At 56.6% G+C, this 11,052-nt stretch carries 10 protein-coding genes, 1 tRNA gene and 1 pseudogene; 10 read left to right on the top strand and 2 right to left on the bottom strand.

Going from position 1 to position 11,052, the window contains the following annotated elements; genetic code table 11:
* From M2A_RS16455 to M2A_RS18090, 10 genes are all read left to right on the top strand, one after another.
* On the top strand, window positions 1-846 hold an 846-nt coding region (locus M2A_RS16455; protein ID WP_045449784.1), incomplete at its 5' end, for a cytochrome P450.
* Between the two features lie 230 nt (window positions 847-1,076).
* A complete protein-coding gene (locus M2A_RS16450; RefSeq protein ID WP_045449782.1) occupies window positions 1,077-2,339 on the top strand; it encodes a cytochrome P450 in 1,263 nt (420 codons plus the stop codon).
* A gap of 199 nt (window positions 2,340-2,538) precedes the next feature.
* Complete coding sequence (locus M2A_RS16445; protein WP_045449779.1) at window positions 2,539-3,417, top strand: alpha/beta hydrolase; 879 nt, start codon at window positions 2,539-2,541, stop codon at window positions 3,415-3,417.
* Between the two features lie 509 nt (window positions 3,418-3,926).
* Window positions 3,927-4,003 (top strand) — tRNA-Met (locus M2A_RS16440).
* Window positions 4,004-4,270: 267 nt separating this feature from the next.
* The gene (locus M2A_RS16435) at window positions 4,271-5,344 is read left to right on the top strand and encodes a helix-turn-helix domain-containing protein (protein WP_197052977.1); all 1,074 of its coding nucleotides are present in this window, start codon (window positions 4,271-4,273) and stop codon (window positions 5,342-5,344) included.
* Entirely contained in the window at window positions 5,337-5,819 is a 483-nt protein-coding gene (locus M2A_RS16430; protein ID WP_045449775.1) for a hypothetical protein, read from the top strand. Before M2A_RS16435 ends, M2A_RS16430 begins: the two co-directional genes overlap by 8 nt.
* A gap of 310 nt (window positions 5,820-6,129) precedes the next feature.
* Window positions 6,130-6,315 carry a hypothetical protein gene (locus M2A_RS16425; RefSeq protein WP_244444480.1) on the top strand — a complete coding sequence of 62 codons (186 nt, stop codon included), beginning with the start codon at window positions 6,130-6,132 and terminating at the stop codon, window positions 6,313-6,315.
* Window positions 6,316-6,468: 153 nt separating this feature from the next.
* Window positions 6,469-6,762, top strand: a complete 294-nt coding sequence (locus M2A_RS16420; protein ID WP_045449770.1) for a toxin-antitoxin system TumE family protein — start codon at window positions 6,469-6,471, stop codon at window positions 6,760-6,762.
* A complete protein-coding gene (locus M2A_RS16415; RefSeq protein ID WP_045449768.1) occupies window positions 6,759-7,118 on the top strand; it encodes an HVO_A0114 family putative DNA-binding protein in 360 nt (119 codons plus the stop codon). The genes M2A_RS16420 and M2A_RS16415 overlap by 4 nt, the downstream gene beginning before the upstream one ends.
* Window positions 7,119-7,130: 12 nt before the next feature.
* Window positions 7,131-7,280 carry a hypothetical protein gene (locus tag M2A_RS18090; RefSeq protein ID WP_156101809.1) on the top strand — a complete coding sequence of 50 codons (150 nt, stop codon included), beginning with the start codon at window positions 7,131-7,133 and terminating at the stop codon, window positions 7,278-7,280.
* A gap of 466 nt (window positions 7,281-7,746) precedes the next feature.
* On the opposite strand, the gene M2A_RS16410 is transcribed toward M2A_RS18090, so the two are convergent.
* Both M2A_RS16410 and M2A_RS18255 read right to left on the bottom strand, forming a co-directional pair.
* The gene (locus M2A_RS16410) at window positions 7,747-9,354 is read right to left on the bottom strand and encodes a recombinase family protein (RefSeq protein WP_081875711.1); all 1,608 of its coding nucleotides are present in this window, start codon (window positions 9,352-9,354) and stop codon (window positions 7,747-7,749) included.
* Window positions 9,355-10,264: 910 nt separating this feature from the next.
* Window positions 10,265-11,052, bottom strand: a pseudogene (locus M2A_RS18255) (DEAD/DEAH box helicase); the annotation flags it as partial.

Here is an 11,052-nt window from a genome sequence, read left to right as displayed (position 1 = left end):
GGCAATCTTCTCGACAGCCTGCCGGAAGGGGAGAGCTTCAACTGGGTCGATAAAGTCTCGATCGAGCTGACGACGCAGATGCTGGCGACGCTGTTCGACTTCCCCTTCGAGGACCGGCGGCTTTTGACCTATTGGTCGGACGTTTCCACCAATGGCGACACGGTGGGCGGCGAGCTGTCGGCCGAAGAGCGGCAGAAGGAATTGCAGCATTGCCTGGAATATTTCGGCCGGCTCTGGCAGGAGCGGGCAGGCCAGGAGCCCAAGAACGATCTCATCTCGCTTATGGCGCATCACCCGGCCATGCAGAAGATGGAGCCGATGGAATTCCTCGGCAATCTCATCCTGCTCATCGTGGGCGGCAACGACACGACGCGCAATTCCATGTCGGGCAGCGTCTATGCGCTGAATAAATATCCCGAGCAATATGACAAGCTGCGCGCCGACCCCTCGCTCATTCCCAACATGGTCTCCGAGACGATCCGCTGGCAGACGCCGCTTGCCCATATGCGCCGCAATGCGCTTGAGGATGTGGAGCTGGGCGGCAAGACCATCAAGAAGGGCGACAAGGTGGTGATGTGGTACATCTCCGGCAACCGCGACGATGAAGTGATCGAGCGGCCGAACGAGTATCTCGTGGACAGGGCGAATGCGCGCCACCATGTCTCTTTCGGCTTCGGCATTCACCGCTGCATGGGCAACCGGCTGGGCGAAATGCAGCTCAAGATCCTGTGGGAAGAGATCATGAAGCGCTTCAAACAGGTGGAAGTGGTGGGTGAGCCGACCCGCGTGCGCTCCAATTTCGTGATGGGCTATTCGAATCTGCCGGTGGTTTTGCATCGCCACTAAAATAACGAGTTTATAAGTGTAAGGGACCCGGCGGTTTTCGCCGGGTCTTTTTGTGCCCGAAAAGCGCCGATTTGGGCGGGATGGGAAGAAAATCACCCTAAGCCCATACGGGTTAAAGTTGACGCAGGCGTCATTTTTCTTGTATAAGTTATGTCAAGTAAACCCTGCGTAAGCTGAAACGCCCTGAAGAGCGTTGGCGCGGGGCACGTATATCAACTGGAGGAGCCCCCATGAGCCAGGCCGCAGTCACGCCAGAAAAACCCGTCGATACGAATTTCGATCCGGCTACGGTCGATCTGAAAGGCTTCGATATCGCGGTGCCCGAATATTTCAGCCAGCAAAAGCACTGGGCGCTTTTCGACCGCATGCGCAAGGAAGACCCGGTGCATTTCGCCGAGTCGCCGGAATTCGGCCCTTATTGGTCGATCACGCGGTACAGCGACATCGTTGCGGTCGACACGAACCACAAGCAGTTCTCTTCCGAGCCTGCGATCGTGCTTCCCGACCCGGAAGAAGACTTCAACGTAAAAATGTTCATCGCGATGGACCAGCCCAAGCACGATGTGCAGCGCAAGGTGGTGAGCCCTGCCGTTGCCCCGCCGGCGCTGGCCGATCTGGAAGACCTCATCCGCGAGCGCGTCGGCAAGGTGCTCGACAGCTTGCCCGTGGGCGAGACCTTCAACTGGGTGGACCTCGTTTCCATCGAAATCACCACGCAGATGCTGGCCACGCTTTTCGACTTTCCCTTCGAGCAGCGCCGCAAGCTGACCTGGTGGTCCGATGTGACGACGGCTGGGCCCGATGGCGGCGACACGGGGCTGAATGATGAAGAACGCCGCGCTGAGCTGCGCGAGTGCCTTGAAACCTTCGCAGGCCTCTGGGCGGAGCGGGCAAATCAGCCGCCGAAAAACGACTTCATTTCGCTCATGGCCCATAACCCGGCCATGCAGGGCATGGAGCCGATGGAACTGCTCGGCAATCTGATGCTGCTCATCGTGGGCGGCAACGACACGACGCGCAATTCCATGTCCGGCGGCGTACTGGCGCTCAATCAGTTCCCGGCGGAATATGACAAATTGCGCAACGATCTTTCGCTGATCCCGAACATGGTCTCCGAGATCATCCGCTGGCGCACGCCGCTTGCCTATATGCGCCGCACCGCGCTTGAGGATGTGGAGCTCGGCGGTAAGACCATTAAGAAGGGCGACAAGCTCGCCATGTGGTATGTCTCCGGCAACCGCGATGAAGAAGCGATCGACCGGCCTTACGAATTCCTGATCGACCGCCCGAATGCGCGCAAGCACTTGGCCTTCGGTTTCGGTATTCACCGCTGCATGGGCAACCGCATGGCGGAACTGCAGATCCGCATTCTCTGGGAAGAGATCATGAAGCGTTTCGACTTCGTGGAAGTGGTGGGCGAGCCTGCTTATACCAAATCCGTCTTCGTGCACGGCATTACCGATCTTCCGGTGCGCGTGCATCCGAAGAAATAACCTCCCCCGGTTACGGATGAAAAGCCCGGCGGTTTCGCCGGGCTTTTTTGTTTTCGCAGCTAAAATTTCTTTCCTCGTCCCGCATGGCCTATTCTTGGCTCGCCCGGCCCTTAGGCTGTGCACAGTGCAAAGGCCTAACGGGGCACGCAACTTGGGCGGCTCGCGGACGTTTGTGCGTTGGCCAAGAAGGGGAGAAAAAATGCGCTTTGTCCGTTCGAACCGCTATTTCCGTGTCGGCGGTGAAATCTGCACGGCCTGGCTTTATTTGCCCGATGGCGTGGAAAAGCCGCCGGCTCTCGTCATGGCGCACGGGTTTTCCGCCGAGCGCAGTTTCCGCTTGCCCGCCTATGCGGAAAAATTTGCGCAGGCCGGGATCGCGGTTTTCGTTTTCGATTACCGCAATTTCGGGGAAAGCTCCGGTGCGCCGCGCAATCTCGTCGATCCCGCCCGTCATCTGGAGGATTGGGAAGCGGCGATCGCTTGCGTCAAGGATTTGCCGGAGGTGGACGGCGCGCGCCTTGCTCTTTGGGGCTCGTCCTTCAGCGGCGGGCATGTCATCGAAATCGCCGCGCGCCATCCGGAGATCAAGGCGCTTGTCGCGCAAGTGCCTTATGTGGGCGGTGTGGAAATTACGCTCTCTTTGCCGATGAAGCTGAAAGCGGCTTTGGCGGTGCTGAAAGACAAGATCAAAGGGGCTTTTGGCGGGGCGCATATGATACCTGCCGTGGGTGGCCCCGGTCGGTTCGGCTGCATGATGGCGGAAGAAGCGAAAGAATTCCTGGACCTCGTGCCGCCGGACTCGAATTGGGAGAATAAAGTGCCGGCGCGCATTCTCACCAAGCTTGGCGCTTATGAGCCGCGCAAGGTGGCTGAGAACGTGCGCTGCCCCGCGCTTATCGTGCTGGCGGAGAAAGATCAGATCACCCCGCCGGGTCTTGCGCGCGAAGCGGCGGACAAAATGCAAAAAGTTGCCATCGCCTCATATGATTGCGGGCATTTCGGGGTCTATCAGGGGGCTCTTTTTGAGGACGTGGCTGCGCGCGAGCTCGATTTTCTCAAACAATATCTGGCAGTTTGACGCCGTTTTACCGCCGCGCTCCACGAACGCGCCGCCGCAGGGCTTGGCAAATCACTTTCTTCTGCGTCATGATTCCCGGACCTGATGCGTCAGGGCTTGGTGCAACAATCGAAAGGAGGTGATCCGATGTCTAGTGGGATTTCGTTCGTGTCTTTAAGGCTTTGCGGGTCTTGCACGGCGGCGGAGCAGCCTTCACCGTCCGTCTGACACGCCTTGGGGCCGAGTGCCCTTCGAGACTTAAAGACTGCGATCTCACGGCTTCATCCTGCAACCAGTGCGGGGCCGGCAGGGCCGGCGAAGTCTTCGGGGGCTGCCATGGCAGCCCCCTTTCGCTTATGCGGGCGGGGATAGGCTGGGGTTGTGGAAGAGCGGGCGGCGGGTATGCGGGGCCGCCAAGGGGCTTAAGTCCCTAAAAAATAACCGCTTTTTGAAGAAATATTTTTTCGGAAATTCCACCGATAGGTGTTCACAAATCTGACAAAGCTGCTATAAAGCGGCCTCTCCACTGACGCGGGGTGGAGCAGTCTGGTAGCTCGTCAGGCTCATAACCTGAAGGTCGCAGGTTCAAATCCTGCCCCCGCAACCACTGCTTAGCGAGTCGCTTGGAATCACCGTTATACCCAAGCGACTCGCGACGCAAGTGGAAATCAGGGTGGCGCGCCTCATAATTGGAGGCGGCATTAATTTCAGCTTAATTTTTCCTGAAAAGTAAAAACCCCGCAGCGGTAACTGCGGGGCTTTGAAACGCTTTGAATGCGCTCTGGCTATCTGTGAGTGCATTTTAGGCGACGGGATTCTGTTGTCAATTGCCTGATGGCAATGCGCAGGCAGTTAAGCCGATGCCGAAATGCATATGGAACAAGTAGCTGCAACTGAAACGCACGTGGCACACGAAGCTGGTTATGCGAAGGGCTTCGTCAAACGCGCGGAGAACTTCGAGAGCGTGAACATGCTTGCCGAACAGTTTGAGGGGGATCCTCATTACGCGTCGATCAGGGCAGGGTCGCTGGTCGGGTCAGCCTTTGCGCTTGTGGAACCGGACTTGCCGGGGAAAGCCGAGAAAGTCCTGCATGTGCTTGTCCAGCACACCCCGCGCGAGGCCTGGAAGAGTGGCAAGACCATCAAATGCACATTGAGCAACGCACGAATCGCGGGGCTGTGCGGAATCAACAAGCGCAGCGTTGTGCGGCTGCTGGCCCTGCTGGAAGAGCGCGGCTGGCTGGTGCGCCGCTATACCAGGGCGAATCAGCGCTATGGAGCGGGCGGCATTGACCTGCGCCCGCTTGCCCGGCGCCTGCCTGAGCTCGAGGCGGCCTATGCGCGGTTCAATGACGAGCTCAGGGAGGAGCGGGAACGGCTGCACGAGGAACGCCTCGATATCCCGGCGCCTGTGGAAAGCGCAGAGGATCCAGAACCCGACAAGGTCACCAGTGCATCCAGACATGACATGAGGGACAACCTAAACCTCTACAATAAAACCTCTGGTCTTACAGACCTTGTACAAGAGCAGGCAGAAGGGTGCCGGCCGTGTCCTCCTCCGGCTCCCTCGGAGATCGAACCTGAGGCGAGCGACAAGGACCTGGTTTGCTTCATGGCCGAGGCCTCCCCCACCCTGCAGCGCCAGCTTGCGCCGGCCCATCTGGAGGAGCTGCTTTGCGGGGAACCCTCTCGATCTGCCCTGCAGGACGTCTCGCGGTCCATCGGCTGGCTGGTGCGCCAATACGTTCGGATCAGGCCAGACGCCTGGCAGAAAGCCGTGGAGCGGCATGGCTGGGCGGCGCTTGCGGCCGTTCTGGTGGCCGTGGACCGGCAGGGGATCAAAAACCCCGGGGCCTACCTGTTCTCAATGCTGCAATCCTCCCTTCTGCGACGAACGGTGCATCACAACCTGCGATCGCTCTGCAGGCAGGGAGGCGGTCATGCATGAGCTTGAGCATATGCTGCGCGTGGTGAATCCGCAGCTTGAGCTGATGCGGATGCTGGTGCTGACCTTCTCCAAGGTCTCCCGCTGGCAATCCGATGAGGAATGGCACCTTTTGACGCTTCTGGTCACGCTCGAAGAGGATCAGGAGAAGTGGCGCCGCCGGGACCTGGTGATTCCGGCACGGCTTCGGTATTGGAGCGGGCTACGCCGCAAGACGCCCAAAGCGATCCGCCGCACACTGCGCCGTCTGGAGCGGCGGCGATGGCTGAGATGCATCTACGACCGCTCAGGCAAGAACCTTGTGGCGGTCGATCTCGACCCGGTTCTGCAGCGTCTGCCCCTGCTCTGGGAGCTTGAGGAGCCGCCTACCGAGGAGCGGGCGGAGGAGAAGGCCCGGATCGATGCCATTCTGCATGAGATGGCACGTACCGGGCCGGAAATCAGCATTCCGCCAGATGGACCGGTTGGCGGAAGATAAGCACTCACCTTGCTTAGTGCCTCATGGTTCACCTATGCGTCGTCGTGCTGCTTGCCGCGATCTGGTCCGAAATTCCGCTGTCGGGCTCATACCGGGCCACGTCTCGCATCGGGCTGTCCGTCCCGGCTTGTCTGCCTGGGCGTTCCCGCGCCAGTGCTCAACCCCAAAAAGGCGCCCCGTGTTGCGGCCGTTCCGGCCGCTGCCCGCGCCTGGCGCCATTTTGAGGCCGCTCCTGCCGTCGCTTGAGCCCCGTCTCGCTGTCCGCCCCTCCGGCAGCCATAGACGGACACCCCATTCGATGGAGACGAAGATGAGCAACAAACCGACACACCGCGTTTTCCAGGTGATCGAAACCGGCAAGGACAAGAAGTTCTGGAACCGCATTGGCGGCACCTGGGAGCACGAAGACGGCAACGGCTTCAATCTGAGCCTGAACAGCATTCCTCTCGACGGCCGCATGGTCATCCGCCGCATCGAGAAAGACGACGAGGAATGATCAGAACCTGGCCCCGGAGCTTGTCTCCGGGGCCCTGGCTTCCAAAAGGATATCCATGATCACAACAGCCAGACTTCAATCCTGGAGATGGAGGCAGAATAAATGCAATCCATTTGCCGTTGTGGTTATTGACAACACATTCGGGATGTTGTCATGATTTACAACACAAGAGCCGAGCTGATTATCTGCGAACGCGAAAACATCAACGACACTGCCTTCGTAGAGCTTGTCGTTTGGCTTGTGCCAGTGCCGTTGGCAGGCAGTGTTCATAACTTCAAATACCGGCTTGCCCTTGTGATCGAGGGCGAATGCGTCATGCGCTATGACAATGAAGCCGGGAAAGGCGACCACCGGCACATTGACGGGCGGGAAGAAGCCTACGTGTTCAAAGACCCTGAAACGCCGCTTGCCGATTTTTACGATGACGTTGAAAGGATACTTTCATGAAAACGCTGAATGTGAGAGTTACCAGCCGCGCTGGCGTAAAGGCAGGCGTTTTGAAGGCAATGAAGAACGCACAATCCGGAAAGAAAGTCGGCGCCAAACCCTTGCTGACTTTCTCAAGCTATGAGGATATGCACCGCGTGCTTGCCCCTGCCCGCCTGCAAATCGTGGCGGCTCTTGCCGGAAAAGGCGCGCTTAGCATCCGGGAAGTTGCGCGCCGCCTTGGCCGCGACGTGAAGGGCGTTCATACCGATATTACCCGGCTCATTAATGCGGGCGTGATCGACCGCACGGAGGAAGGCGTTAGCTTTCCTTATGACCAGCTGCATATGGAAGTCGATATAGGCGCGGCAGCCTGAAGGAGAAACAATATGGGCCGGACACTCGATGAAATCTTGGCATCCCTGCCGGAAGACCGCCGCAAGGATATCGAAGAAAGAGCGCAGGAACTTCTCACGACTTTGCAGGAGTTCCGTGAAGATGAAACAACTTCAACCGCCGAAATGAAAGACGCCGATTGAGCGGCGGAGATCAAGATTCAGCATGCACTTGTCTCCGAAGGCCGGCCTCAAATTTAGGAAGAAGGTGTCTGCAAGTCTAGGGGCTTTTCAGTCACGCACTTGCTGAGTATACCTGTTCATGCTGCTCTCGTTTCGCTAGCTAAGCCTGCTTATTTTAACTTTCCTGCTATTTAAGCGATCGCCTTGTTGCTTGAGTAAGCGCTGAGCATCAAAATGGGGCATGAACGATTTTTCCCCGGTGGATGCCTTCCGCCGAGCTTCCCTGAAATCCGATTCTATTTCACGAAAAACGATTCCTGAGCCGACATGCAAAGAATTTTGATTCTTTTGGCGGGCGGATCGCTTTGATGAAGTGAGGGGGCAGGGCGGTGCCTACCAACCCCAAATTGAGCCGCTCTTCTCCACTTATCTGGCAATTCCGATAAGCCGTTAATATCGGTATTGGCGCATACTCAAACGTGATTTTTCAAAGATCGAGGAGTTTTGAGTAGTTGAAGCGCACCGCTGCCACCCGATCCCATTGCTCCGAGTTGTCGTCCCATCTTCCGTTAATCTCGATACGATCGACAAATGGCCGTAGCTTACGGTGGTGGGCTAGCTGCCCGGGCTGTTTTGCAAGCGTGTCCAACAAGTCGAAATATTTGCTTAGTATTCGGTCGACCGAGGCGGGACCTTGAATTTTCTTGAGGTTACTCTCGTGCTTTTCAATGTCCAGCTTGTGACGGCGAATCTGCCTTTCCCGATCGTCGAGAAGGGCTTGCAACTCGGGGCCTTGTTTTGCTGTGCCCAATGTCGAGAGAATGTTGCGCAGGGTGTGCCGTTCTTCTTCGATCATGGCCTCCAGTCTGGAGATATCACTTTCATGCTGCCGGCGAAGTGATCGCACCTCGGGCGAATTAAGCCAGCTTACTATTTCAGCGCTGGTCAGTTTTGACAGCCCCTTCAGGATAACGGGCATAATAGTTTCGAAGCGGATGTTCCTGTTGAAGCAATGCTTGTATTCGCATGAATATGCTCGTGATCCGATGCGGACAATCTTCTTTCCGTGGCGCCCGCAAAAAAGCCGACCCGAGAAGAGGTAATGCCGGGCTCCGGGTCTGCTTGCCTGACGTGCGCGCGATTCTCGGTTCAGCTTTGCGCGGTGTGCAGCCCGTTCCTCTTCGGTGCGAGCTTTGTTTAGCAAGATGAGCTCTTTGCGCCTACTGGAGCGTTGCTCGATCATCTCCTGCACGGAGTCGAAAAGCGCTTCTTCGATGATGGTGAGTTCGGGAACGGGGACGTTCAGCCATTCATTCTCAGGCCTCACAACCGAGAGCCTTTTGCCGGTCTCCGGGTGCTTTCGATAAGCCATCCTATTGAAGGTCACGACGCCCTTGTAAAGGGTTTGGCGTAGGAGGCCTGTCTTGCGTGCTGCGGTACCAACCAGTGTTGAGGGCACCCATTTTCCACCCTTTGGCGCGGGGATCGCCAGGCGATTCAGGTCATCACAAATAGTCTTTATGGGCTTGCCCGAAGCATATTCAGAATAGATTTGCTTCACGACGGCTGCCTCATCATCCTTGATGCGCCGCCGCCCCCTGATTGGCTCACCTTGGTGATCATAGGCACGAACCAGCTCATAACCATAGGTCCGGCCGCCTGGAACCGATCCTTTTAAAACCGAGGCGATCATGCCGCGGCGCGTCTTGTCGGCAAGATCTTTCAAGTATAGCGCATTCATCGTGCTTTTCAGCCCGATGTGCAGTTCATTGATGATGCCTTCGGATGCGGTTCGGATCGAAATATCGAGAAAGGCCATTTTCTTGAAGAAATTGGCGGTGTCCGCCTGGTCGCGGCTGATACGGGAAAGATCTTCCGCGACAACCATGTCGAACCGCTGTTCGACTGCCGCATTGATCAAGGCGCTGATGCCGGGCCGATTGTAAAGATGGGCGCCGGACAGGGCTTCATCCTTGAAAACATCCACGACCAAATAGCCCTCACGCTGGCAGAGCTCACTGCAGCGGTAAATTTGATCCTGGGCCGACGAGCACTGCTTGTCGGTAGAATGTCGAGCATAGATGGCTACGTGCACGGCGCAGAACTCGGGGGATAGTCTCTGGCAGGCGGGTGAGAAGGTCCTGATAGCGCAAAGCGGCGCGTAGCTAAAGGTGGAAAATGCCGTTTATGTTAAAATATTGCGACTCTCTAAGGCATTGAAATTACTCAAGATTCCGCGTGTTTCCGCGAGATTCCGGAAGTTTCCACAAGATTCCGCATCTTTCCGGAAGTTTCCGGGAGATTCCGCGAATTTTCCTCGTCGTGGCGGGGGCAGGATATGGCAAGTGCATGCACCTGCCGCCGCCAAGCGGCTTTCTGCTTAGTCGCACGGCTATGCCGTACTCAACGATAAAAACGACACGCCAGCGTTGCTTGGCTCCCGCGCCGAGATACCGATGTGGTCGGTCTATTTACCTCTGGTTATGTCAGCGAAGGTTGCCTCGACTGCCGCGCTACGGCGACGTCAACCCGTTCCTGCGTGACCCGCTGCAGATACTTTCATGCACGTCCGCGCCTTCGGCGAAGAAGGCTGGTGGTCGGTCGTACAGAAACGAGATCGCGGACCAGCGGCTGGGACCTGAACCCACGACCACACGGCGATGCTCAAAATGCTGTCCGTCGTAGATGGGGGGCTGCCACGGGCACTCCGAAACAGCGCGACAACAGCTGCATTATACAGAGGGGGTGACTTGCTCCCCTGAAAAGTAGCTGCCATGGCCACCCGCAACTCCGAGGTCATAGTCCGCTCCCTTTTGGACGCGATGCGTCTTTCCCAGTTCGCCAGAAAGTGATCAAATATGATCGTAGTCGCAGGAGCTGACGGTTAGTCGCGACCGGCGCTGTTGTCCACTTCGACGCTTGTACAGACGAGCAGGGCGATTTTCACACTGGATACCACCGAGCTGCAAAGATTCATGTCTTATGATGTGGGTAAGGCGTAGTGATTAGTCCACATTTGTCGCCTCTATGTCATCATCAAGCGTGATTCCGTCGAAGAAAAACCGGACCACATACCGATCAAAAGGGCCTAGCGATTTAATTGCCAGTACGGCATCCCTTCCATGGTACTTGAAGCGGTCAAGCGCTGACTGGAGGTCCATGCTCGGGTCTTCGAAATCAATTAAACCTGACTCATGAATCTTTTTCGAAATCATGCGCGGGAGTCCATATTCTTCAAGATGGTAAACCGCGCTGGGTAAGAAAGCTCGGCTCATCCTTCCGATAAATGCCGAAATATCGACTGAAGGGTTGATGATTATCTTGTGAAGTTCGTTCGTGTCGCTGAGCAGGGCCGACAACTTGTATGTGATAGTCCGTTCGAGTTTGAAAAAATCATCGATATCGATTCCTTCCTTTTTGAGGGAGGAAATCAGCTGAAATAGCTCGTTATCCCAATTGTGCGCGATTGCCTTGGTGGTGGTCACGAGTTTGCTAAATTGGGCGTCCCAGTTGCCTGGTTTAAGTCTGAGAACCCTATAAAGCATGGTATCCCAATCGTCCGGGTTTCTAGAATTTAGAAACGCGAAACCGCGCCACTCTTCAGGATTGTTCTTCATGTCTGTGGCCAGCCGAAGCAAGAATTCTGCGTCGCTGTCTTGGAGAAGGTTCTCTCGCTTTATGCGCGCAAAGTTCTCGTCTCCAAGAATCGACGACATCTGTGTTCGATATTCGATGATGCGCTCAACTTGTCGCTCGGTGAGTTGGTCCACATCTTCACCTTCATCCAGCGTAC

Source organism: Tepidicaulis marinus, assembly GCF_000739695.1.
Classification (GTDB): domain Bacteria; phylum Pseudomonadota; class Alphaproteobacteria; order Parvibaculales; family Parvibaculaceae; genus Tepidicaulis; species Tepidicaulis marinus.
This window is presented reverse-complemented; position numbering and strand designations above follow the sequence as displayed.

What these genes read in the sequence shown, in the direction of transcription:
- M2A_RS16425 (WP_244444480.1), top strand. Translation starts at nt 6,130, where the DNA reads ATGAGCAACAAACCGACACACCGCGTTTTCCAGGTGATCGAAACCGGC.
- M2A_RS16450 (WP_045449782.1), top strand. Translation starts at nt 1,077, where the DNA reads ATGAGCCAGGCCGCAGTCACGCCAGAAAAACCCGTCGATACGAATTTC.
- M2A_RS16415 (WP_045449768.1), top strand. Translation starts at nt 6,759, where the DNA reads ATGAAAACGCTGAATGTGAGAGTTACCAGCCGCGCTGGCGTAAAGGCA.
- M2A_RS16435 (WP_197052977.1), top strand. Translation starts at nt 4,271, where the DNA reads ATGGAACAAGTAGCTGCAACTGAAACGCACGTGGCACACGAAGCTGGT.
- M2A_RS16420 (WP_045449770.1), top strand. Translation starts at nt 6,469, where the DNA reads ATGATTTACAACACAAGAGCCGAGCTGATTATCTGCGAACGCGAAAAC.
- M2A_RS16445 (WP_045449779.1), top strand. Translation starts at nt 2,539, where the DNA reads ATGCGCTTTGTCCGTTCGAACCGCTATTTCCGTGTCGGCGGTGAAATC.
- M2A_RS18090 (WP_156101809.1), top strand. Translation starts at nt 7,131, where the DNA reads ATGGGCCGGACACTCGATGAAATCTTGGCATCCCTGCCGGAAGACCGC.
- M2A_RS16430 (WP_045449775.1), top strand. Translation starts at nt 5,337, where the DNA reads ATGCATGAGCTTGAGCATATGCTGCGCGTGGTGAATCCGCAGCTTGAG.